The organism is Methylophaga pinxianii, assembly GCF_020447225.1.
Classification (GTDB): domain Bacteria; phylum Pseudomonadota; class Gammaproteobacteria; order Nitrosococcales; family Methylophagaceae; genus Methylophaga; species Methylophaga pinxianii.
On the sequence record NZ_JAJAEO010000181.1, the window covers coordinates 20,252 to 45,180 of the forward strand.

Genomic DNA, 24,929 nt, shown 5'->3' on the forward strand with positions numbered 1-24,929 from the left:
ACTCGTTTATCAAAGGAAGAACAAACACTGAGTAACTTAAGGTTGATGGCGGGTATATTTAAATTCTTCCATGAACTGTCGCATCGCTTTACCACGATGGCTAATAGCATGCTTTTGTTCTGGACTCAGTTCCGCCGCTGTGCAATCGGTTTCAGAGACCCAGAATATGGGGTCATAACCAAAACCTTCATCACCGAGAGGTGATTGCAGAATTTGTCCTTGCCAACTACCCTGACAAATCAATGGCGTTGGATCCTCAGCATGACGCATAAACACGACAACACATTGAAAGCGTGCGGTACGCTCAGTTTCCGGTACCGCCTTCATTGCATCGAGTAAAGCGTTGATATTGTCGGTGTCGGAGGCAGCCGGTCCGGCATAACGTGAAGAGTAAATACCAGGCGCACCATGTAAAGCATCGACCTCTATTCCTGAATCATCAGCAATAGCGGGTAAACCGGTAAATAGAGCCGCGTTACGGGCTTTGATGATGGCATTTTCAACGAAACTAAGGCCGGTTTCCTCGGCCTCAGGAACATTTAAATCCGATTGGGCGATAAGCTTAAGACCAAGGGGGCTCAGAATTTGCGATAACTCGCGTAGCTTACCGATATTGCCACTGGCCAGAACGATTTTCGACATCAGTTTGCCAATACTTCGCGTTGTTTAATCATCAGCTGTTCAATCCCCTTAGCCGCCAGATCCAACATGGATTGTAATTCATCGGCACGGAAGGCATGACCTTCAGCTGTGCCCTGTAATTCGATATAGGCTCCGGCATCATTCATCACAACATTCATGTCTGTTTCAGCGTTGGAATCTTCCGCATAATCCAGATCTAATACTGCTGTGCCATTGTGAATACCCACTGAGACAGAAGCGACTTGACCATGTAATGGACTTTTTTTGATTTTACGCGTTTTGATAAGGTGTTCAACTGCATCATGTAATGCGACAAAGGCACCGGTAATTGACGCTGTGCGGGTGCCGCCGTCCGCCTGAATAACATCACAGTCAATTGTAATTGTGCGCTCGCCCAGTGCTTTTAAATCAATGGCTGCTCGTAATGAGCGACCAATTAAACGCTGGATTTCCATAGTACGTCCACCTTGTTTACCACGAGCCGACTCACGTTGCATGCGAGTACCCGTAGAACGAGGCAACATACCGTATTCAGCGGTAATCCAACCTTCGCCCATACCACGTAAAAATGGCGGAATACGTTCTTCAACAGAAGCAGTACATAAGACTTTGGTGTCACCAAACTCGACCAATACGGAGCCTTCCGCGTGCTTTGTGTAATTGCGGGTAATTGTGATCTCACGAAGTTGATTGGGTTGTCGGCCACTTGGACGCATCTGCTTTATCCTTTACATTAAATATGGTGATTATACTGATGCAACCGAAGTCCCGCGTGCTTTTTACGTTCGGTTTTCGTTACCATAGGCGCTCAACCGCTATAGGATAATCACTGTGATACGAAGCATGACCGCCTTTGCCCGCCATGAGCAAGTAACTGAACTGGGTACCTTGATTTGGGAAGTCCGATCAGTCAATCATCGCTATTTAGAACTTGCTTTGCGGCTGGAAGACTCGTTTCGACCGCTGGAAATGGATATCCGCAAGATTTTTGCCGAGCGCATGGCTCGCGGAAAAATTGAAGCAAGTCTGCGATATCAACCTTCTCAACAACAAACCGCCTTACGCATTAATACAAATCTGGCGCAATCTGTGATCAATGCCTGCGAGCAGCTGACACAAATGGCCAATCAAACCTTATCTGTTGATCCCTTACGATTATTACAATGGCCCGGCGTAGCTGATACGGAACAAGTAGATTTAGCTGCCTTGAAACAAGAGGCGATGGATACTTTACAAACGGTATTGTCAGACTTTATCAGTGGCAGAGAACGTGAAGGGCAAGCCTTGACTGAAATGATTTTGCAGCGTTGTGAGGAAATTCTGCAAATCGCTGCTGCAGTCAAAAATCGCATGCCAGAGATTTTGGAGCAACAACGGCAACGTTTGCTGCAAAAAGCCACCGAACTGGAAGTTACATTGGAACCTGAGCGGCTTGAGCAGGAAATCGTGCTGATCGCACAAAAAAGTGATGTTGCGGAAGAGCTGGATCGGTTACAAAGTCATGTTGATGAAGTGAAACGTGTCCTGCAACGAGATGAACCGATTGGTCGACGGCTGGATTTCCTGATGCAAGAGTTGAACCGTGAAGCCAATACTTTGGGATCAAAATCAATTGATACAGACACCACAAGATATTCGGTGGACCTGAAAGTCCTGATTGAGCAGATGCGAGAGCAGATCCAGAATATTGAGTAATTTTTACCTGTTAATGGTGTCTGTTAAAAAATATTTTTAATCAAAGCCTTATATCTGCTGATTTTTGAGGCGATGCAATTGTTTGAATAAGTATTAAAGACTCTTCAATTGTGGCCGTTACTGACTGAAGTCATCGGAACGCTCATGAAGAGGTTCTGCCTTTAAAAGGGCTCAAAACGGATATATAAACGAGCACCTAATTGATGAGCGGCGAATGCAAAAAATAATAATATGTTCCTTAGGACTTTTTGCTGGGGCGAGTCACGCGACAAATGGTATCAATCTGATTGGCTTTGGAGCTGAGTCTACCTTAATGGCAGGCGCTGATATTGCAGTTGCACGCGACACCAGTGCGTTGAATACCAATCCTGCCGGGCTGACGCAAATCCAAAATAAACGGTTTGACCTGTATGGTTCTTTATTACGAATTACGGATCTTTCACACGAAGATCAATTCGGTAATGATAGGCATGCCAGTAATCTCTACACGGGATTAGGTGGGATGGGCTATGCACAAAATCTGCAAAATACACCATGTACTGCCGGGCTGGGACTTTTTGCCCAAGGTGGTTCGGGTGGCGTGTTTGAAGACATGAACACAGCCTTTGGCACTGAGGATGAGTATTCCGGCTTATTTGCAGTCGGCAAACTCACGGCGGGTTTAGGTTGTAAAGTAAATGACAAGTGGTCGATCGGCGGAAGTTTTGGTCTGGTTTACGCACAGGCTGAACAAAAGATTTTTGCTGATACATCTGTACCGCCAACTTTCTCCGGTATCGAAATCGAAGATGCCAGCAGCTTACGCACCAGTTTTAAATTAGGGATCCAATATCAGGCAACACCCAAACTCACATTAGCGGCAACCTACACTGGTAAGACTGAGCTGCCATTAACGGATGGGCAGCTAAAACTTAATATGAGCGGATCCGGTTTGGGCGTAGTGAAATACGATGATGTCACGTTGAAAGGATTGGCTTTACCCGAGGAAATTGGTGTAGGTGCTGCTTATCAAATGAATGATAAATTGTTGTTATCGCTAAAAGTAAACTGGATAAACTGGTCAGATGCGATGAAACAAAGTGTATTAAGTGCCAGTAAACCAAGTAATCCTGCATTACCGAACATTAATAGTACTTCTACCATGAACTGGGACAATCAAATCGTGATTGCTACCGGCTTGGCCTATCGTTACAACGATAAAACCACCTTGTATGCAGGTTACAACTACGGCAAAAACCCAATTCCAGACGAGCATATCAATCCGGCTGTTGCAGGGATCTTTGATCACCATCTAACCTTTGGTGGCAGTTATCAGCTCAACAAAGAATGGACCTTGTACAGCGGTATTGAGTATGATTTTCGTAAAAAAGTGGATTACACCAATCCTGAATTACCGTTTGGGACAGATGCGCAATTACGCAATGAAGCCGTATGGTTACATATGATGGTCAGTAGACAATGGTAAGCTACTGACCATCATACAAACTGCATTATTTCTTGATTAAATCAGTGTTAAAACCAAACACCTTACCCGCCCAGATAAAGATAACCCAGGCGAGAACACCAAACGGCATATAGCCCATATACCCTAGCAGTGGCATCTCTGAAAAAATATGGATGACATTAATATAGGGAATATCGTAGACCCAATAATTCGGGTTGGTCACAGGCTCGGCGGGATGAGCGCTGCCGTAATTCCAAAACTCCCAGAAGAAGCCGTTTAACATAGCGGAAAGTGCCATCAGCAATGCAGGGGACCAATTGCCATCTGCCATTGCTGAGAAGGGGGACCAGATGTTAGAGCGGATCAATACACCGGCAAACACTAATAACGGGCCAATCCATAATGCCCAGAAAAAGGGATAGGGCCAGAACACCATCAATACCAGGATGATCAGACCTAGCCAGATTAGCAGGTTGCCATTCAAGCTGATCTTGGGTCCCTGACTAAACCGACTGACTAGCCGGGGACAGGTATTTAATAATGTGTACCACTGAAAAATAGCTGGCCAGACGGTGGTGTAAGCTAATAAGAAAATAATGACAATAGTCTGATGCGACAGCTCTGGCATGGTGCTGTTAGGGTAATACCAGTTGCCGAGCGCAAAATAATTAAAATATTCAAATAGATACCAGCCAGCCAGAGAGACAATCGCCGTCATCAAAAAGGTTTTGGGCTTGCTGGCAAACAGGGATTGTCGGTTGGAGTAACGATAGACCAGACCATCCAATACAAAAATAAACCCCCACCACATCGGGGTGAACGCATAATAAACCAGATCGCCAAATATCGTTACCCGACTCCACATCAGCCACCAGAAAAAAAGCGTCACTACTAAACCTATCCAAAACCAGATCGGTAGAGCAACGGTTTGCGAGCGTGGTTCAGGAGCAACTTTCTTAAAACCGAATAAAGCAGGTATTAAATAAAGTGTGATAACAAGTATCTCAGCCAAGGCGATAATACAAAACACGAGAAGGTTAAATCCAGGCGCGTCGGCGACATATTGAGGGGGAAATACGCCGAAATCGGGAGGCAAATGCGTGTCAGGATAAGCAAACCAACTGGCGATAAGTGGCAGCAATAATGCGAGCAAAACAGGAAAAACAAGTCTTTTCATTAACCGTCCTTTTTTAATGTGATGTTAGGCCCATTGAGGAGTATTGTTTCTACGCTTGTGTTGATACATCCGTTCATCCGCCAGCATCCGCAGATCATCGACATTCAGGGTTTCTATCATGTAAGCTGATCCATGACTGACGCCGGCTTTTTCAAACCCGTTTTGTTGCATGTAGCTGATGGTTTCCGTGATGACCTGTTCGATTTTTTTGGCATGATCAATACTTTCACTGGTGATGGCAAATTCATCTCCACCCATGCGATGCAGCACACCCAGTTCGCCGAGTTTTGATGAGAGTATATTGGCAAACATCTGTAACATCTCATCTCCTTTCTGGTGACCATAGGTGTCATTGTAGATTTTCAAATTATCCATATCTAACAACGTTATCATGCCGTTAGCCGGCAGTTTTTCCAGAGTAAGATCTAATGCATAACGATTTGGCAAACCGGTTAATGCATCATGATGAGCGATTTGCAAACTGTGCTGGATCAAAGATAAGTTACTTTCTTTTTCCTGATAAATTTCGGCGAATTGATAGCCTAATACCAGACCGATTAGTAACACCTCAACCGTGACGGCCAGCAAGCCGATATGCTCGATATAGATGGTATAAACACCCACCAGATCTTTGCTCGATATAGCAATAGAACCGATGATAAAAAATGCCGCGATCGCCACCAGGTAAAAATAGGCGATTTTGTAACCTTCAAAAGCACGTACTAGTGCGGCAATCAGACCATAGAGCATCATCAAGCCAACGCCATAGCGAGCACATTCCAGTATTAAATGTTTGTTGAAAAGCGCTACCACGAGCAATACACCGAGCATGGCTAAAATCAGTTTAGCCAGATTATTCAGTATGGGATGGGTATTGGCCCTGATTTGTAATAAGTGCTTGGCAAATAAAAGATAAGCAATGTTGCTGATTAATATTGGAGCGCCCGCGAGGAAGAACCAATGAATACCAAACAAATCAGGGGTGATAAGTAGACTGGTGCCATTGAAGAGCACATTCATCCAGATAAAAATGGCATACATGGTTTCGGTGATGCGCTTTCGAACATAGGCAAGAATCGTGTAATACACCCCCAAACTAATCAATATGCCAATGCTGACCAAAGTGATAACAGTGCCCCACTTAATCGCTTTTCGGTAATGCGAAAGTGTATCCATGTAGGGTTGCGGTTCAGCAATAAAATAGGTGGAAACCAGCTCGGTAGTGAGCTGATATTCGCCAGGAGGCAATTTGAATTCACGCCCATGGCGTAGAAAAAAAGTATTTTCTGCATCTGACTCGATGCCACCGCGCGCCTCTGCAACAAGGTTACCGGTTGAATCGGAAATGTAATGATGAAAGCGGCCTAAAACGCTGGCATTTTTAAAATCAATGACAATAGTTTCATTGCCATTAGTGATATCAAATGACGCTCGAAAGACAAAATGTCCTCCGGTTAAATAGGGCGTCTCAATGTTATCGACAGGTGGCTCGGGAAATTGCCAATCCGATTTGACTTCATACCACTGACCAGTGAGTTGTTGTTGCGCAAAGCTGGTCGCAGGGAACAAAAAAAGCAGTAGCCATAACGCTGTTATGAATAAATACTGAGATTGACCCGCGCCAAATTGCTGAAACCGCATCATGCTTCGCTATTCACAAGTCCATGAAATGTCAATTTATTCATATGTTTAGCTATTATTTTTATTGAATGTAAACTTTAAGGAATTTACCACAATTCAAATGTGAATGTAACAAAGCGATAGCCGATATGACTGGCCGGTGGGAACAGATTGAGAAAAACGTATGTATTTTGTTTGAATGATTTAAACCATAAAAATGATGTGTGAGCCGGATGTCGCTGATTTGGTCATCAGCTCCCTGTCACCAGTGAACCTGGTCAAATGGCAACACAATTGGAGGAAATATGGCTTTGTGTGTTGTGATGGGTGAAGCAAACTGAGCAGACTCAGTTTCTTTGAATATCCATTGATTGCTTGTCTAGCTGTGCGACCGATAGCGGTTTGCTGAGATAAAATCCCTGAACGCTCTGGCAGCCAATGTCAGAAAGGGTCTGCATGGCAGCGTGATTTTCAATTCCTTCTATCACGGTTTCATAACCCATCTCATGCAGCATAGTCAGCAGCGCTTTGACCTTGCGGCGTTTATGTTGATCCTCTTCAAATTGATAAATCACCGAACGATCCAGTTTTACCACCTTGATCTCACTGAGTTCGGTGATATAACCAAAATTGGAATATCCCGAACCAAAGTCATCAATGGCAATAGAAACACCAAGCTCGGTGAGATTTTTTAACGCCTGTTTGGCATTTTCAAAATGTGCCAATAGGGCTACTTCGGTGACTTCAATGGTCAGCCAATTGAGCGGAGCGTGTTGTTGCAGCTTCAGTAACAGTTCGCTCGTCTCAGCATCATGTAATCGATTTAAATGAGAGGGATGCATATTAATGGAAATACACAGCTTTTCTGCCTTTTCCGGATGCTCCTCTAACCATTGTTGTCGCTGCTGAATAACTTGATTGATAACCCACTCATCCAGTTCTGCAGTGAGTTTAGACATTTGCACAATCGGGATCAGCTCTTTAGGCATAATATGTCCCAACTGTGGATGATGCCAGCGGATTAATGCTTCCAGTGAGGCTTCGATATCGGGATTGCTACAATGAAAAATCGGCTGGTAGACCAGATGTAACCCCACATCCTCCCCATCAACTAATCCTCGTTGTAGCTCGGCTTCAATTTGCAGCTGTTTTCGCAGTTCATCAGAGCGCTCTGGATCGACAAAGCCAAAATAACCCTTACCATTTTCCTTGGCCCGATACATTGCAATATCGGCGTTTCGCAACAAAATATCGGGTAAGTCACCATCTTCAGGATAAATCGCAATACCGATACTGGATGAAATAAACAGATTTTGGCCATTGGCAAGATAAGGCTGTTTCAGGCTTTCAATAATGCGTTGGGCAAAAACTTGTGCATCGACTTCCGAGTCGATTTCTTCCAGCAAAATAACAAATTCATCGCCACTGATTCGTGCAAAGGTATCACTTTCACGCACCAGCTCGGATATGACATGGGTAAAGTATTGCAGGACATCATCGCCTACTGCATGTCCCAGAGAATCGTTGATACGTTTGAAGTTATCCAAATCCAAAAACAATACTGCAAATTTACCCTGTTTGCGGTGACTACGTGCAACGGTATCTTTCATGATCTGATTCAGATGCATGCGATTCGGTAAGCCGGTCAATTCATCAAACAGGGCCAATTGATGCAATTGTTGTTCGCGGCGTTTTAGTTCTGCAATATCGCTGGCCAGCAATACATAACAGACTTCTCCATCATGCTGGTCTTCAACGCGACTGATGGAGACCATTTGCGGTTTTAATTTGCCCTGGAAATAGAAATTGAGTTCACCTCGCCATGAGCCAATCAGCGAAAGTGTTTTCCATAATTGAGCTAAGGTGAGTCCACTTTCTTCATTACACCTGAGAAAGTCATTGATATTGGTGGCCAGGATTTCATCATTCTCAATATTCAAGGTGTTCAACATGGCTTGATTTGCATAGAGAATATGCTGCTTATGATTAATGACCAGAATATTATCCTGAGTATTATCAAACACCGATTGTGCCAGCGACATTTGACGGTTATCGTTTATTGACTGGGTGATATCTGATTGCAGCCCAATAAAATGCGTGACCTGATTATTATCGTACACTGGCGCAATACTCAGTTGGTTCCAGAAGGAAGTGCCATCTTTACGGTAATTTAATAGAGTGGTTTGCAGTGGTATACCCTCATTTATCGCTTGTTTGATAGAGTCGACAGCGCTTGCCTGAGTCTCTTCACCTTGCAAAAAACGGCAGTTATGACCGATGACTTCTTCGCTTTTATAGCCCGTCATTCGGGTAAAGGCTTCATTGGTATAAAGAATGGGCATATCTTTAGTGAGGGCATCAACTATGATAATGCCTTGCTGGGCAGCTTCCATTGCTCGGGCTTGCAGATTATTTTCTATCAGGGATTGTTTCAGGCGCTCATAGGTTTGAATGAGCTCAGTGTTTTCCCAAAACAATAAAACGGCGCCATTGATATTGCCCTGATTATCGAGATAAGAATTTACGGAAAGCAGATAATGTTGCTCTCCGGTAATTTGAAATGTAACGGTTTCACCTGTTTCGTGGGCTGTTTCAATGAGTTTGACCAAATCAGGCAGACGATAATTACTGCGTAATTGGGTCAGGCGAAGACCTACATTTTCACTTTGCAGATTAAACAGTTGTTTTGCAGCGGGATTGAAATGAGTCAGCAATAAATTGTCATCCACCACCATAAACGGATGTGACAAGCTGTTCTGCATGTTTTGCAGATCGGTATTGAGAGAAATAATTTCATTACTCTTTACCTGCATTTCCTCATTAACAGTCGTCAGTTCTTCATTGGTGGATTGCAGTTCTTCATTTGAGGTTTCCAACTCTTCATTGGTGGATTGCAATTCTTCATTGGCGGACTGCATTTCTTCATTAACCGATTGCAGTTCTTCATTGGATGTTTCTAATTCTTCAATGACGGTTTGCAGATGTTCTTTGGTGGAGGATAATTCTTGCTGCAACTGGATGATACGTTCGTAATTGGCGGATTCTGTTTCCGCCTCAAGGTCATTATCCAGCGCGGTTTGTTCAAAACGGATCAGATATAACGCATCATTTAACTCAGTAATTTGCAGTGGCATCACTTCAAACATAAAGGCATCACTGCCAAGACGAATAATATGACTACGGTAGGATTGTGGTTGTTTTTTTGCACGATAAACCAGTCCTTTGATCTCCATCTGGAACTCACTTCGAACCATGCTTTGTACATTCAGACTGGCGCGGCCTCGTCCAATTTGAGTAATGGGTGAAATATCGCCATAGATAAACCGGATCTCCATATGATCATCTACCACAAATGCATTGGAGATAATGAATTGGGTAACTGCTTTGAAAACTCTCTCGTCCAACGTTTCAATATGTCTTGAAGCTGTATTTACGGGCTGGCTTTTTAAGTTGTTGGACGGCTGCTGTTTTACCTGATGTCTGCGATAAACTTCCAGGCTGTTTACATTTCTGCGTGAAAAAGTCCGACCCTCGTTGGAGTCGATCTCAAATAATTCATTGTTAGGTAAGGATTCCGATTTACCTAAAAACAGAAAACCATCACTATTCAAAGCATAATGAAAGGTCGCTTGAACTTGTTTCTGTAACTGGGATTTCATGTAGATTAGAACATTCCGGCAGGTCACCATATCGAGTCTTAAAAAAGCCGGATCTTCTACCAGGTTTTGTTTGGCAAACAATACCATATCCCGTAATGGTTTTTTGACCACATAACCATCACTCATATGCGTGAAATGACGGTCTAAACGCTGCTGTGACAAACCCTTTATTGCCGCCTGTTCATATTTTCCTTTACGAGCAATAGCCAGCGCTTTCATATCAATATCTGTGGCAAATATCTGTGCCCGATAGTCATCCAGTTCGTGCCCCAGTATTTCGCGTAATAGGATGGCGATACTGTATGCTTCTTCGCCGGTAGCACAGCCAGCCACCCAGATGCGAATTTCGTCGCCTTTTTGTTTGCGTTCAATAATTCGGCGCAACAATTTTTCCAATTCATTAAAAGCGGTTTCATCGCGGAAAAAAGCTGTTACCGAGATCAGCAGATCTTGATAGAGATTATTCAACTCATCTGGATGAGCTTGAACATATTGTTCATATTCGATCCAGCTGGCCGTATCTGTAGCCATCAATCGGCGGTGAATGCGCCTGCGTAAGGTATTGTCTTTATAGTTATAAAAGCTCACCCCAGTATGTTTGGCCAATAGCCCCAGTATGCTGTCAAACGAGTCAAACTGATTATCTGTTGTTTTGGGTGGTTTACTTATTTCTTCATAATTGCACAGACGAATTAGCTCTTTCGCAATTTGTGCCGCACTTAAAACCCGATCCACACAGCCTGTATCAATTGCGGATTTTGGCATGCCTTCATATTTGGCTTCACTAAGCAGCTGAGCAAACACAAAACCATCTCGCGCTTTAATCTCCCGGCAGCCACGCGCGCCATCAGTGCCTGTACCAGACAACACAACGGCAACAGCAACAGCTCTTTCATGGTAGGTCTCAGCCATGGAAACAAACAAATCGTTGGCTGATGGTTTGGGAACGCCATGTTGATGAGTGGATTGTAAAAATATTTTATCAGCGCTTACCGTGCCGTTATATCCCGGCGGAATAACCACAGCGGTTCCGGGTGTTAAGGGCATACCATTTTTGGCTGTCAGAATAGGGAAGTTACTTTCTCTGGCTAATAAATTTGCCAGTAAGCTTTCATGATCAGGTGAGAGATGTTGTGCAATCACAATGCAGAGGCTGTCATGCTTTTCGGTGTTTTTTAGCAAACTAGTCAACGCTTCTAGTCCACCCGCTGAAGCTGCCAGACCGACATACAGCGGCTTTCGACTAACAGTTTTAAGCATCAATCACTCCTAAGAAGACGCCTGTGCATCCGCTATTTGTTCTTGCTGACGTGCTAAATGAGCAGGAAAAGATATGGGCTTTAAGGGCAGTCTGATTTGAATTTTTTGACAACATTACCTTGGATAAAATTGGCCAGCTTTAACTTAAATTAAAAAATTCTGAGCAAGCGACTGAGACAGCATTGATAACTGGAAGCGGGTAATAGCACTGTAAAAGGTGTTGGAGATAAAAAAATCAGACAAAAAAAAGCCGCGCAATGCACGGCTAAAATTCTTGAATAAGTATTAAGTTAAATTATCAGGCGGCGTCTTATGCCTAATAATCCCATCAGGGCTGGTGCAAATAACCATAACGCTGCTGGAAGTGGTACTTCTGAAACGGGGGCAGTATTAAAATAAGCGAAGTGTGAAACATCTTTACCATCATGCGTCAGAAAGTCCAGGTTTGATATCGGAGTGTCGAATAAACCGATTAGGGTGGTTGTTCCATACTTCATTAAAAAACCGGAAAAGGTCAGGTTCAAGGCAGTCGTATTTAAAGTATTGGTCGTTGGATTCTCTATCTTGAAAAAATCCGTTACCAGAAAACTGGAACCTGCTGCTGATATTGCAGTTTGTAAATGTGCCGCATTCATTGCCGTTGGATTGGGTTTTGAAACATAGAATCCTTCAGTTGCTCCTGGCAAAAAATCATTGATATTTTGCACCTCAGAGATTTTCCCTTTATAGCCATTCGCATCATACGAGACGGTTCCGGTTAATATTAATGATGCTGCATTTACACTCGCACAAAATGGCATCAAACCGACCAAAAGTAATGTTTTAATATAATTTTCATAAGTTGTGCCCCCCAGGGATTTTGTTATTGTTGTGAACTACACCCTATAATTTAAGGGGCCGTACATAACATTTATATTGTACCTTGGTACTAATTCCCGGTTTTTAATGTGAAAAATTCCTAGGTAACATAGGTCAATTATAGCCTGAATGACATTGTATGTTGGTCATGCAAAACAGCAAACAGAGAAACCTGCCGATAGGCGCTGATTGATGTAATCATGCCAGAGCATTGTCAGGCGAATTTGAAAATACCGCCAGATGATCAGCTTCAAGCCGTATTCCAAGATACTCACCGATGTCATGTTGGTGATGACTTTGAACCAGACAGAGGATCTTTTGGCCGCTCTGCAATTTGAGAGTGTAAAGATAAACTGCACCGCGAAATACTCTGGCTACAATCTCGGCTTTTAACGGACTGTTGTCATCATGAATAATATCGTCCGGTCTGAGCAGTAAATTAACCTTATGACCCGTTGTCGCGTCTGAAGTCATTTTGCCACTGACAATACCCAGTTCCGTGCTGATTTTATTATCATCAATAATTTCACCAGGTATCAGCACACCTTGTCCGATAAAATCAGCGACAAAACGACTGCTGGGGCGGTGGTATAAATCATACCCATTACCCCATTGCAATAACTTGCCATTTCCCAGCACGCCAATCTGATCGGCCATGGCAAAAGCTTCATGTTGATCATGAGTGACCATGATTGCGGTGATACCATCACGTCGCAATAAATGTCGCACTTCCCTGGCAAGTTGTTCACGTAATTCCGAATCCATACTGGAAAAAGGTTCGTCGAGCAGCAGAATATCAGGTCTTGGTGCCATTGCTCGAGCCAACGCAACACGTTGCTGCTGCCCCCCGGAAAGCTGATGTGGATATTGATTTCTGGACTCGGTTAATTCAACCAGTTCGAGTAAATCATCTACCCGTTGTTGCTGTTGCTTACGCGGCAGTTTTTGTAGCCCAAACCCTATGTTTTTGGCCACTGTCAGATGTGGGAATAAGGCAAAATCCTGAAACACCATACCAATATGGCGTTTTTCGGGAGGGAGAAAAAAATCAGCAGAACTGACGGTTTGATCATGTAATACGATACTGCCCTGCATTAGGGGCTCAAACCCTGCAATAGCTCGTAAAACAGAGGTTTTTCCACACCCGGATGGGCCAAGTAAACAAGCAATTTCACCGTCATTTAACTGAAAGGAAATTCCTTCTACAACTGGCCTGCCAGCATAACCAATGCTGATATTGTCGACGAGTAATTGAGGCGTTGGTATGGAGGTATCAATGTTCATCATGAGCCAATTTTAGCTTGCGGGATCGGGTAATCGTTTTACTCAACAAAATTACTGGAATAATACCGGCAATCACAATAGCCAACGCAGCGGGGGCGGCTTCAGCCAGACGTTCATCTGATGCCAGTTCATACGCTTTGACGGCAAGCGTATTAAAGTTGAAGGGGCGTAATATTAATGTTGCAGGTAATTCCTTCAACACATCGACAAAGACCAGTAGCAGTGCAGTCATTAATGAAGCACTCAGCATCGGGATATGAATCTGTCGAAGGATTTGCAATGGACGAAAACCAAAAGAACGGCCGGCTTCATCCATTGAGTGGGTAATGCGTGTCAGACCACTATCGACGGTTTGCAATGACACCGCGAGAAACCTGGTCAAATAAGCAAACGTGACGGCCACCAAGGTGCCGCTCAACAACAGGCCGGTAGAATAATTAAAATGACTACGGGCCAGATCGTCAATCGTATTGTCAATCCAGGCAAACGGGATCATCACCCCCACAGCAATCACGGCACCAGGAACCGCATAGCCCATTCCGGCCACCCGAACAGCTCCGCTAACCAATTTGCCAGGATAAAGTCGTTGGGCGTAAGCCATGACAATGGCTAAAACCAATGCCAATACCGCAGCGGCGGCAGCAAGCGAAAGACTGTTAACCAGTAATCTCATAAACTCGGCATCAATTACGGTATCAGCCACATGAATGGTCCAGCTGAGTAATTGTAATGCGGGCAATAAAAAACCAAGACAGAGCACAATCAAACAGAAAATGAATGCGAGAAAAGCACGACCACCGGTTAATTGAAAACGACGGAGATCCTGATGACGTCGGCTGGTGTGGTGATAGCGCGCCTGACGACGCGAATAACGTTCGATAATAACCAGGGCAAAAACAAACACCATCAGCCCTGCAGCCAATTGCGCCGCTGCCGCCGCACTACCCATACCAAACCAGGTGCGGAAAATACCGGTTGTAAACGTACTGATACCAAAGAATTGTACGGTCCCGTAATCGGCTAAGGTTTCCATCAATGCAAGTGATAAGCCGGCAATGATGGCAGGCCGCGCCAATGGCAGCGCCACTCGCCAAAATGTTTTCCATGGTCCATTACCCAGAGTACGGCTGACATCCAGAACACAGATGGACTGATTAAGAAATGCTGCCCGACTGAGCAAATAAACGTAAGGATAAAGTACCAGTGTCAACATGACGACTGCGCCATTCAATGAACGGATCTGAGGGAACCAGTAATCACCATATTGCCAGCCAAACCATTCACGTAACGTCATTTGCACCGGTCCGGCAAAATCCAGCATACCGGTATAGGTATAGGCAATAATGTAGGCTGGCATTGCCATTGGCAGCAGCAGCGCCCATTCAAACAGGCCGCGACCAGGAAATTGGCACATTGTAGTCAGCCAGGCTGCGGTGACACCAATCAATAACGTGCCTATGGCGACACCCAACATCAGTAATAATGAATTACGGATATAGTCGGGTAGGACTGTCGAGCTTAAATGTTGCCAAATATCACCACTGGGAACAAAGACATGAGCCAGGACCACCACTACCGGCATTGACAGTATGACTGCCAATACCAGAATAAACAGTGGGTAGGGACGGTAGGGGTTTAAGCTTGACATGAAATTGTAAAGTTGGCGTTTGTACTGGCAAAACCGCCAACTTTACGCATCGAATTGCTTATTGCCAACCTGCACGATCCATCAGGCGCAAGGCGTCGGCGTTATATTCACCTAATTTATCCATATCCAGTGGATCGGCACGGAACTCTCCCCATTGTTCCAGCAATTCTCCTTTTTCGATATCGGCTCGCACCGGGAATTCGCCGTTTGCTTCTGCGTACCAGTGCTGAGCAGTGTCACTGGTTAGAAACTCCAGCAGTTTGATCGCATTATCACGGTGTTTGGCATCTTTGATGATGGCGGCTCCAGAAACATTAATATGCACGCCACGACCATCCTGGTTAGGCCAGAAAATTGCCAATTTTTCCGCTGCTTCACGCTCGGAAGGATCGTTACTGGTCAACATGCCAGCAAGATAATAAGTATTAGCAATAACGATATCGCATTGACCTGCTGCGGCGGCACTAATCTGATCACGATCGCCACCTTGGGGGGAACGAGCGAAATTGGCAACCAGTCCTTTTGCCCACTCTTCTGTCGCCGCTTCGCCATTGGCTACAATCATGGAGGCCACCATAGACTGGTTATAAATATTGCTTGATGAACGAACACAGATTCTGTTTTTCCAACGCGGATCGACCAAGGCTTCATAAGTTGAAAGCTCAGCAGGATCAACACGATCTTTTACGTACATGATCGGACGGGCACGCAGAGATAATCCAAACCAGTAACCTTCAGGGTGCCGATACGAAGATGGGATTCGCTCTTGCAGGATTTCCGATTCAACCGGTTCAACCAGGTCCACTTCCATGGCTCGGTGCAACCGTCCTGCATCAGTGGTTAACAACATATCTGCCGGAGTGTTACGCCCTTCATTTTGCAGCCGCTGTAATAATTCATCTGCGTTACCAGTGACCAGATTGACTTTGATTCCGGTTTCTTCGGTGAACTCATCCAATAAAGGTTTAATCAAAGACTCAATTCGCGCTGAATAAAGATTGACCTCTTGTACTTCGTCTTTCCCATTATCACTGCACCCAGTGATGAGCGTGACAGATAGACCCAGCCAAATACTCAGAAAAATACCTGCTTTGCGCATAGAACACTCCGTGGTTAAAAACTAACCTAATGATAATGAGATTTATTTTTGTTTGAAATAGCAGTAATAAATTTTTCTTTGACTAATATGAACCGCAAAGCTTTGATGGCGACAGTTAGCTCGCACAGAGCCTGCTTTTAGCGTTGCAAAAAACTGGCACAAAAAAGCGTAAACCAGTATTGTTTTGATAAACAAAATGCAGTTTTCAAAATGGAAACTGCGCAATTTCAAGGTATAAAAATGTCCGGAAGTCTATTTATTGTGGCGGCACCATCAGGTGCAGGTAAAACCAGTCTGGTGCGGGCCTTGGTGAAACAGGATCCACATGTCCGCTTATCAGTATCTCATACCACCCGCGCGGCAAGAGCTGGTGAGACGGATGGTGAGGATTATTTTTTTGTCAGTCAGGATATTTTCAGCAAAATGCGTGATGCTGGCGATTTTCTGGAGTCAGCAACGGTTTTTGATAACAGTTACGGTACCTCCGCTGCGGCAGTGCATCATCAACTGCATGCCGGTAATGATGTGATTTTGGAAATCGATTGGCAGGGTGCTCAGCAAGTCAGAAAAAATTTCCCAGAGAGCAGCAGCATATTTATTTTGCCTCCCTCAAAACAAGCGCTTGAGCAACGGTTAAGAGGCCGGGGACAAGATGATGAAGCCACTATTTCGCGCAGAATGCGCGATGCAGAAAGCGAAATGTCACATTACGTTGAGTTTGATTATCTGATTGTAAATGATGACTTCGATCACGCACTTGCCAGTCTGACTGCGATCGTGGTCGCCAGTCGGCACAAATTGATCGTTCAGCAGTCTAATTACAGTACCTTGTTGGCTGACTTACTGGCTTAAGCTGCGTATCTCTCGTAAAATTACATGTTTTAACCACAGGACAAATTATCATGGCACGTACAACAGTTGAAGATTGCCTCGAAAATGTAGATAACCGTTTTCAATTGGTGCTGGTAGCAGCCAAGCGCGCTCGCCAAATCGCCATGGGTGATGATGCGATGGTGCCAGTTGATAACGATAAACCAACCGTTCTGGCTTTGCGTGAAATCGCGGCTGGCTTGGTTGATCGCAGCATTTTAAGCAAAACCTCAGCTCGTCAGCATGCTGAAACCAGCATCGTTAGTGATGAAGAGCTGCAAAGCGAAATTTAATTATCGTGAGCGCAAAACCCTCTGTTGCCTCTGAGCTCGACTTCATTCAGGAGTCTGAGCCCAAGCTCACCATAGATGATCTCTGTTTTGCGACCTCCAATTACTTAGAAAGCAGTCAGGTCGATTCAATTCGACGTGCTTATCATTTTGCCGAACAATGTCACGAGGGACAGACCCGACGCAGTGGTGAGCGCTATATTACGCATCCATTGGCCGTAGCACATGTTTTAGCCATGATGCATATGGATTATGAGTGCATCATGGCAGGGTTACTGCACGATGTAATCGAAGACACGGAAATGTCCAAACGTGATGTGATAGCAGAGTTTGGTGAACCGGTTGCCGAACTGGTAGAAGGTGTCACCAAACTGGCTCAAGCGGCATTTGAAACCCGTCAGCATGCACAGGCAGAAAATCTGCGAAAAATGCTGTTGGCGATGTCGCGTGACATTCGGGTCATCATCGTCAAACTTGCTGATCGCTTACACAATATGCGAACTTTGGGACATTTACGGCCCGAAAAACGTCGCCGCATTGCCCATGAAACCTTGGAAATTTATGCTCCCATCGCCCAGCGGCTGGGGATGAATCTGATGCGCTGCGAGCTGGAAGATCTGGGATTTCATGTTCTCTATCCGATTCGTTATCGGGTGCTAGCTGACGCGGTGCGCAAAGCTCGCGGTAATCGTAAAGAAATTGTCAGCCAGATCACGGCTTCGATTCTTAATCGTATGGAGCAGGAAGGCCTCAGTGCCGATATCCAGGGCCGTGAGAAAAATCTTTACAGCATTTACAAAAAAATGGTCAGTAAACAGCTGTCATTTTCCGAAGTGATGGATGTGTATGCTTTTCGCATTATTGTGGATGATGTGGATGCCTGTTATCGCATGCTGGGTGTGGTGCATAACCTGTACAAACCGGTTCAGGGCAAATTCAAAGACTACATTGCAATCCCCAAGGCCAATGGCTATCAATCATTGCATACGGTGTTATTTGGGCCCTTTGGGGTACCGATAGAGGTTCAGATCCGTTCACGTGATATGGATCAACTGGCCGAAGCCGGTGTGGCCGCACACTGGCTTTATAAAACCGGTGAAGCCGTGGGTAATACGTTGGCGCATCGCAAAGCCCGACAATGGTTGCACGGTATTCTGGAAATGCAGAAAGGTTCTGGCGACTCAATGGAATTTCTGGAAAATCTGCGCATTGATTTATTTCCTGACGAGATTTATGTTTCCACCCCGAAAGGCGAGATTCTGACTTTGCCTAGAGGCTCTACAGCGGTGGACTTTGCCTATGCCGTTCATTCTGATGTTGGCAATAGCTGTGTTGCGGCACGTGTTGGTCGCCATCTGGTACCGCTTAGCTCGCAGCTGGAAACGGGCCAGTCCGTTGAAATCATTACCTCACCCACCTCGCATCCCAATCCAGCATGGATGAATTTTGTTGTCACGCCTAAAGCGCGCACTAATATTCGGAATTATCTCAAACATCTTCAGGGAGAAGAGGCAATTCAACTGGGTCAGCGCTTATTAAATAAACATCTGACAGCATTTTCGACGGCGTTGGAAAACATTCCGACCAAACGCATTACTGCCTTGCTGAAAGAATATGAGCTGGAAAGTTTTGACCAGTTATTGACGGATTTGGGGCTGGGCAATATGTCAGCCTTACTGGTGGCACAGAAATTACTGCAAGAAGAAACCCCGAATAAAGAACCACAGGCATTGCTGATAGCCGGGACCGAAGGCATGGTGGTCAATTTTGCCCGCTGTTGTCATCCGATTCCCGGTGATCCTATCCATGGTTTTGTCAGTGCTGGTCGTGGCATTATCGTGCATCAACGCAGCTGTAAAAATACCACCCATCTTCGTGAACAGAATGAAAAATGGCTGGATGTTGCCTGGGCGAAAGAGATCAATCGTGATTTCCCCGTCGATTTAATGATGCATTTGCGTAATCAGAGAGGTGCCTTGGCAACCATTGCATCAGTGATTTCGGAAGCAGAGTCTAATATTGACAATGTTGTTGTAGATGAGCGCGATGGTGGATATACCCATCTACGATTAACGATTGAAGTGACTAACCGTCAACATCTGGCCCGCATTATCCGCCGTTTACGCCAACTTGAAATGGTGGAACGCATTAACCGTATTAATAACTGATTTGTTTAATCTGTCGTCTATCATAACGACTTAGCTGGAGCTTTTATGTCCCGAGAAATTATCCATACCAGCAATGCGCCAGAAGCCATTGGTACTTATTCACAAGCTGTCAAAGTTGGTGATGTTGTCTATCTTTCCGGTCAAATCCCCCTGGTACCCGAAACGATGACAGTGGTTGAGGGCGATTTTGCCACTCAGGTACGACGTGTATTTGATAACTTATCAGCAGTTGCAACGGCTGCTGGAGGCAGTTTGCAGGATGTCGTCAAACTGAATATTTATCTTACTGATTTAGCCTATTTCGGTACTGTCAATGAAATCATGGCGGATTATTTCCAGCAACCTTATCCGGCCCGTGCAGCAATTGGTGTGGCTTCATTGCCTAAAGATGTGCCGGTTGAAATGGATGCTATTTTGCATCTGGGCGCATAAATTTAACTTTAAGTGGCCGAACAGGTGACTGAACTGGCCATAACCGACCCGGTCACCTCGTTGAAAGGGGTCGGAGAAAAGTTGGCTGAAAAGCTGGAGAAGCTGGGGATCCGATATATTCAGGATCTCCTGTTTCATCTACCACTTCGTTATCAGGACCGCACACGTTTAATGCCGATTGGCAGTTTGCGGCCGCAACAGGAAAAACTGGTCGAAGGGGTGATTCAGCTCAGCCAGGTCAAGTTTGGCCGTCGGCGTTCCTTGCTTTGTCATATCAGTGACGGGACTGGGGCTCTGGTGTTACGGTTTTTTCATTTTTCCAAAACCCAGCAACAGCAATTAGCTCGAGGCCAACGTATACGTTGCTTTGGGGAAGTACGAAGTGGTCCGTCCGCCCTGGAAATGGTGCATCCGGAATATCAGCTAATCCATGGCGATATGCCATTCGCGGTTGATGAAGCCTTAACGCCAGTGTATCCCACTACCGAAGGACTGCATCAATTGTCATGGCGGAAACTGTTGAATCAAGCACTCAAATTGCTCGAACAGCAAACCATGTCGTCCTATTTGCCGGAAGCATTGTTAGATCCACGCGTGGCCCGGTTTGATCTGACGGAGGCATTGAAATATGTGCATTTACCGCCGCCGGACAGTGACATTGGGCAGTTAATGTCTCGCGAACATCCCGCTCAGAAACGACTGGCATTTGAAGAACTGTTGGCCCAGCAGCTCAGTATGCGGCAAATCCGTTATCGCACCCAGCAACATCAAGCTCCTGTGTTTAACACGGACAGCTTTAGTGAAAAGTTTTTACAGCAACTGCCGTTTCCGTTAACCGGTGCTCAACAACGTGTTATCAAAGAAATTCGTGACGATCTGCAACGACATATTCCGATGCAGCGATTGGTACAGGGAGATGTCGGCTCGGGCAAAACGGTGGTGGCTGCTTTATCAGCATTGATGGCGGTTTCGAGTGGCTATCAAGCGGTAATGATGGCACCAACAGAATTACTGGCTGAACAGCATTATCAGACCTTTCGTAATTGGCTTGAGCCATTGGGCATTGAGGTGGGATGGTGTGCCGGTAAGCAAACCGCCGCGCAACGACGGCAGATAATTGCTGCATTGGCTGAAGGCTCCATCAACATCGCTGTCGGAACTCATGCTTTGTTTCAGGATGAAGTAACCTTTAATCGTCTGGGATTAGTGATTATTGATGAACAGCACCGATTTGGTGTACACCAGCGTATGGCGTTACGTGATAAAGGTAAAGCAGTCGATGTGTTGCCTCATCAATTGGTGATGACAGCCACACCTATTCCCCGTACTTTGGCCATGACGGCATATGCTGATTTAAACGTATCAATTATTGATGAGTTACCGCCCGGCAGACAGCCTGTCACCACCGTAGTGGTAGCGGATAATCGACGTCAGAAAGTGATCGAACGCATTCATGTAGCCTGTCAGCAAAAACGTCAGGTTTACTGGGTCTGTACCTTGATTGAAGAATCTGAGCATTTACAATGTCAGGCAGCAGAAGATACCGCAGAGCAATTGCAACAGGCATTACCTGATTTACGCATTGCGCTGGTACATGGCCGAATGAAGTCAGTCGACAAAGAACAGGTGATGCAGGCATTCAAACAGGGTGACGTTGACTTGCTGGTGGCGACGACGGTAATTGAAGTGGGGGTCGATGTCCCCAATGCGAGTCTCATGGTGATTGAGAATGCCGAACGGTTGGGCCTGGCGCAATTACATCAATTACGTGGCCGAGTAGGTCGTGGTACGGTACAGAGTCATTGTGTACTGATGTATCATCCGCCTTTGTCGGAAAATGGTCTGGCCAGACTGGCTTGCTTGCGTGAGAGTAATGATGGGTTTGTGATTGCCCAGCGCGATCTGGAGATTCGTGGTCCCGGAGAAGTTCTGGGCACCAGACAAACCGGTTTACCTCAATTCCGGGTGGCGGATTTATTGGCTGATCAGGATTTATTGCCAGCCGTAAGCAAGGCGGCTGAAACTTTAATAAATCATCATCCGGAAAATGTCGCGCCCTTAATTCATCGCTGGTTTGGTACCAAACTGAACTTCGGACAAGTATGAGTTCCAGATTGAATATGATAAACGGTCAGGCACACTGGTATCCTGCAAATAAACTAAAGTTGCCCGGTGAATTAGCCGCTTGGTTAACTGATAAAAACTCGTTGACCTTACGATTGCAACAAACCAGCTTGCAGCAGTTTCACGTAGATTTGTTGCAAACCGGCTGGCAAAAACCATTAACAGAAGAGGCTTTGAAGCTTGAACAGCCTTTAGCTCAACGCGCTTATTGCCGTGAAGTCATATTGAAAGATGGCGAACAGGCACGCGTTTTTGCGCGTACCGTTGTGCCGCGAGTGAGTTATCAGGCATTGCAGGCACACCTGCAGATTCATCATCTGGGCAACCGTTCGTTAGGGGAAATTCTGTTTACGGACCCTGCAATTAAACGCGGACCATTGGAAGTCGCCAGCTTACGTTCTGGAAATCATTTGTTTGAATTGGCAAAAAAGCATGATATTGCATTAGACGACAACGCCGTTATGTGGGCCAGACGTTCCTGTTTTTATTTTGCAGAAAACAGCTTATTGGTTTGTGAAATGTTTTTACCCGATCAGGATTGGGCTGTATGACAAGCTTATATCAACGCATTCAGCCGTATTGGCAATTGACCAGAATGAATAGGCCTATTGGCATTTTATTGCTGTTATGGCCAACGTTAAGCGCTTTATGGATTGCTGCAGGCGGTGTGCCGGATATGCCGGTTTTAGTGATTTTTGTCGCTGGTGTTGTGCTGATGCGTGCAGCAGGGTGTGCCATTAATGATTACGCCGATCGACATATTGATGGGCAGGTCTGGCGAACTGAAAACCGGCCGTTGGCCACTGGCGCACTAACGGCAAAGCAGGCGCTAATGACATTTGCTGTTCTAGTGTTACTGGCTTTTATTCTGGTGTTGCAGCTGAATGCATTTACAATTGCACTTTCCTTGGTTGCAGCTGTTTTGGCAGCGATCTATCCCTTTATGAAACGTTTTACCTATCTTCCCCAATTGGTGTTAGGTATGGCGTTTGGCTGGGCAATTCCGATGGCATTTGCTGCTCAAACCAATACGTTACCGGTGATTGTCTGGTGGCTTTTTGTCGCCAATATTATTTGGACCACCATGTATGACACCTTTTACGCGATGGCTGATCGTGAAGATGATTTGCAAGCCGGGGTGAAATCAACAGCAATATTATTCGGCCGCTATGACTTGGTTTTACAGGCTTTATTACAACTTGGTTATTTGCTGATTATGATTCTGGTAGCGCTGCAGTTGCAGTTTAGTATGGTGTTTTATGTCAGCTTGGTTATGGCTGCCATGCTATTTATTTACCAGTTACGCTTAAGCAGACAACGGGAGCGAAATGCCTGTTTACAAGCATTTCTCAATAATAATTGGGTTGGTGCGGTGGTATTTTTAGGGATTGTGCTGCATTACCAGCTGGGTTGACGGATTTGATGTTGCGTATTGTTACTTTGTTTTGGTTCAGCTTTTTACTGGTCTCACATGCCAGTGCAACTGAAATTTATCAATGGACGGATGATCATGGAAAACAGATATTTTCCGATCAGCCGGCCGATCCTGCAGCAGAAATTCTTGATGTCACACCCAATTCGAATCGATATTTATTTAATGTAAAACGTATCTATGACGGCGATACATTGGTATTGGAAAATAATGAACGGGTCAGATTACTCAGCGTCAACACTCCGGAAATCAATTCGCGGCATCGTGAAGCAGAGCCCGGTGGTAATGAAGCACGGGATTGGTTAAAAAAACGCCTAAAAAAGGGGCAGGTGTATTTGCAATATGACGCCGAAAAGCATGATCGATATGATCGTCTTTTAGCTTATGCCTGGACCCCGGACGGTGACTTTATTAATGAAGAATTACTGCAACAAGGATTGGCTGCTCTCAGCTTGCAGCCGCCCAATTTACAGTATGCCGATCAATTGATAGCCGCCCAGCAACAGGCCATAGAAGCCAATAAAGGTCTATGGGCAGAACCACATTATCAGCCACGCAAGGCTACAACGATTAATGAAAATGCCTACCGTGGATGGCAGCGTTGGCGATTAACCGCTAAATCCCGTTCGCAAACCCGGGATTATTGGGTTTTAAAGGTCAACGACAAAATAAGTCTGCGAATTGCTAAAAAACATCAGGCACTGTTTTCGCCTTTAGAGGACTATTTGAACCAACCGCTCGAAGTCCGGGGCTGGATGTCGAAACGCGGTGAAAATTACCATCTGTTTGTGCATCATCCCAGTTCGATAGTCAGGATTGAACCAGACGTTACTCAATTTCGCTCAGTAACTGTTCCATAATGTCATTCATGGCGACTAAGCCGATCAAATCGTTATTATTTACGACCAATAATCGTTTTACACGATGGGTGGTCATCAACGTTGCAACATGTTTGATGGATAAATCTTCACCGACGGTAATAACCGGTTTGGCGCAGATATCGTAAACATTCAGTAAATCAATGTCACCTTCCTCAGCAATTACGGTTTTCAAAATATCGCTGTAGGTAATCAAACCAAAAGCATCATGATGATTTTGTTTATCCACTACCAGAGATTTGATTTTGTGCCGTTTCATCAGGCTGAGCGCTTCACGCATTTTGGCAAATGGTGAAATGGTTATTACCTGCGTAATCATAATATCTTTAACTAATCGCATCTCGCGCAA

The 24,929-nt window shown here is 45.1% G+C and carries 20 protein-coding genes; 10 read left to right on the forward strand and 10 right to left on the reverse strand.

The features are described 5' to 3' along the window. Window positions 1-36: 36 nt before the first annotated feature. Both rdgB and rph read right to left on the reverse strand, forming a co-directional pair. Window positions 37-642 (reverse strand): RdgB/HAM1 family non-canonical purine NTP pyrophosphatase, encoded by a 606-nt coding sequence (gene rdgB, locus LGT40_RS11855; RefSeq protein ID WP_226075113.1) that lies wholly within the window; start codon window positions 640-642, stop codon window positions 37-39. Then, on the reverse strand, window positions 642-1,358 hold the full coding sequence (gene rph / locus LGT40_RS11860) for a ribonuclease PH (protein ID WP_226075115.1): 717 nt from the start codon (window positions 1,356-1,358) through the stop codon (window positions 642-644). Before rph ends, rdgB begins: the two co-directional genes overlap by 1 nt. Before the next feature lie 115 nt (window positions 1,359-1,473). On the opposite strand from rph, the gene LGT40_RS11865 reads away from it, so the two are divergent. Together LGT40_RS11865 and LGT40_RS11870 are read left to right on the forward strand one after the other, a co-directional pair. Next, the gene (locus tag LGT40_RS11865; protein WP_319000268.1) at window positions 1,474-2,337 is read left to right on the forward strand and encodes a YicC/YloC family endoribonuclease; all 864 of its coding nucleotides are present in this window, start codon (window positions 1,474-1,476) and stop codon (window positions 2,335-2,337) included. Window positions 2,338-2,551: 214 nt separating this feature from the next. Beyond that, complete coding sequence (locus tag LGT40_RS11870; protein ID WP_226075117.1) at window positions 2,552-3,802, forward strand: OmpP1/FadL family transporter; 1,251 nt, start codon at window positions 2,552-2,554, stop codon at window positions 3,800-3,802. Between the two features lie 25 nt (window positions 3,803-3,827). Here LGT40_RS11870 and LGT40_RS11875 read toward each other — a convergent pair whose 3' ends face one another. From LGT40_RS11875 to LGT40_RS11905, 7 genes are all read right to left on the reverse strand, one after another. Then, on the reverse strand, window positions 3,828-4,958 hold the full coding sequence (locus LGT40_RS11875; RefSeq protein WP_226075120.1) for a hypothetical protein: 1,131 nt from the start codon (window positions 4,956-4,958) through the stop codon (window positions 3,828-3,830). 24 nt (window positions 4,959-4,982) lie between these two features. Beyond that, complete coding sequence (locus tag LGT40_RS11880; protein ID WP_226075122.1) at window positions 4,983-6,602, reverse strand: diguanylate cyclase domain-containing protein; 1,620 nt, start codon at window positions 6,600-6,602, stop codon at window positions 4,983-4,985. A gap of 323 nt (window positions 6,603-6,925) precedes the next feature. Further along, window positions 6,926-11,497 carry an EAL domain-containing protein gene (locus LGT40_RS11885; protein WP_226075124.1) on the reverse strand — a complete coding sequence of 1,524 codons (4,572 nt, stop codon included), beginning with the start codon at window positions 11,495-11,497 and terminating at the stop codon, window positions 6,926-6,928. Between the two features lie 290 nt (window positions 11,498-11,787). Further along, a complete protein-coding gene (locus LGT40_RS11890; RefSeq protein WP_226075126.1) occupies window positions 11,788-12,204 on the reverse strand; it encodes a VPLPA-CTERM sorting domain-containing protein in 417 nt (138 codons plus the stop codon). Window positions 12,205-12,553: 349 nt separating this feature from the next. Continuing rightward, window positions 12,554-13,642: an ABC transporter ATP-binding protein gene (locus tag LGT40_RS11895; RefSeq protein WP_226075128.1), complete on the reverse strand. Its 1,089-nt coding sequence runs from the start codon at window positions 13,640-13,642 to the stop codon at window positions 12,554-12,556. Then, window positions 13,629-15,287: an ABC transporter permease gene (locus LGT40_RS11900; RefSeq protein ID WP_226075130.1), complete on the reverse strand. Its 1,659-nt coding sequence runs from the start codon at window positions 15,285-15,287 to the stop codon at window positions 13,629-13,631. The genes LGT40_RS11895 and LGT40_RS11900 overlap by 14 nt, the downstream gene beginning before the upstream one ends. Before the next feature lie 58 nt (window positions 15,288-15,345). After that, on the reverse strand, window positions 15,346-16,386 hold the full coding sequence (locus LGT40_RS11905; RefSeq protein WP_226075132.1) for a Fe(3+) ABC transporter substrate-binding protein: 1,041 nt from the start codon (window positions 16,384-16,386) through the stop codon (window positions 15,346-15,348). A 240-nt stretch (window positions 16,387-16,626) separates the two neighbouring features. Here LGT40_RS11905 and gmk point away from each other — a divergent pair, with 240 nt between their 5' ends. Genes gmk through LGT40_RS11945 form a run of 8 tightly spaced genes read left to right on the forward strand, consistent with a single transcriptional unit; the run spans window position 16,627 to window position 24,562 of the window. After that, the gene (gmk, locus tag LGT40_RS11910; protein WP_226075524.1) at window positions 16,627-17,238 is read left to right on the forward strand and encodes a guanylate kinase; all 612 of its coding nucleotides are present in this window, start codon (window positions 16,627-16,629) and stop codon (window positions 17,236-17,238) included. A 50-nt stretch (window positions 17,239-17,288) separates the two neighbouring features. Further along, a complete protein-coding gene (gene rpoZ, locus LGT40_RS11915) occupies window positions 17,289-17,549 on the forward strand; it encodes a DNA-directed RNA polymerase subunit omega (RefSeq protein WP_226075133.1) in 261 nt (86 codons plus the stop codon). Window positions 17,550-17,554: 5 nt separating this feature from the next. Then, a complete protein-coding gene (locus tag LGT40_RS11920) occupies window positions 17,555-19,714 on the forward strand; it encodes a RelA/SpoT family protein (RefSeq protein ID WP_226075135.1) in 2,160 nt (719 codons plus the stop codon). Window positions 19,715-19,759: 45 nt separating this feature from the next. Continuing rightward, window positions 19,760-20,146, forward strand: a complete 387-nt coding sequence (locus LGT40_RS11925) for a RidA family protein (RefSeq protein WP_226075137.1) — start codon at window positions 19,760-19,762, stop codon at window positions 20,144-20,146. Between the two features lie 24 nt (window positions 20,147-20,170). After that, on the forward strand, window positions 20,171-22,252 hold the full coding sequence (gene recG / locus LGT40_RS11930; protein ID WP_226075145.1) for an ATP-dependent DNA helicase RecG: 2,082 nt from the start codon (window positions 20,171-20,173) through the stop codon (window positions 22,250-22,252). Further along, entirely contained in the window at window positions 22,249-22,821 is a 573-nt protein-coding gene (locus LGT40_RS11935; protein WP_226075147.1) for a chorismate--pyruvate lyase family protein, read from the forward strand. Before recG ends, LGT40_RS11935 begins: the two co-directional genes overlap by 4 nt. Then, window positions 22,818-23,684 (forward strand): 4-hydroxybenzoate octaprenyltransferase, encoded by an 867-nt coding sequence (gene ubiA / locus LGT40_RS11940; protein ID WP_226075155.1) that lies wholly within the window; start codon window positions 22,818-22,820, stop codon window positions 23,682-23,684. The genes LGT40_RS11935 and ubiA overlap by 4 nt, the downstream gene beginning before the upstream one ends. Window positions 23,685-23,692: 8 nt before the next feature. Further along, window positions 23,693-24,562, forward strand: coding sequence for a thermonuclease family protein (locus LGT40_RS11945; RefSeq protein WP_226075162.1), 870 nt, complete (start codon window positions 23,693-23,695; stop codon window positions 24,560-24,562). Here LGT40_RS11945 and LGT40_RS11950 read toward each other — a convergent pair. After that, complete coding sequence (locus tag LGT40_RS11950; protein WP_226075170.1) at window positions 24,531-24,920, reverse strand: CBS domain-containing protein; 390 nt, start codon at window positions 24,918-24,920, stop codon at window positions 24,531-24,533. The two genes, LGT40_RS11945 and LGT40_RS11950, sit on opposite strands and share 32 nt — an antisense overlap. Window positions 24,921-24,929 lie beyond the last annotated feature (9 nt).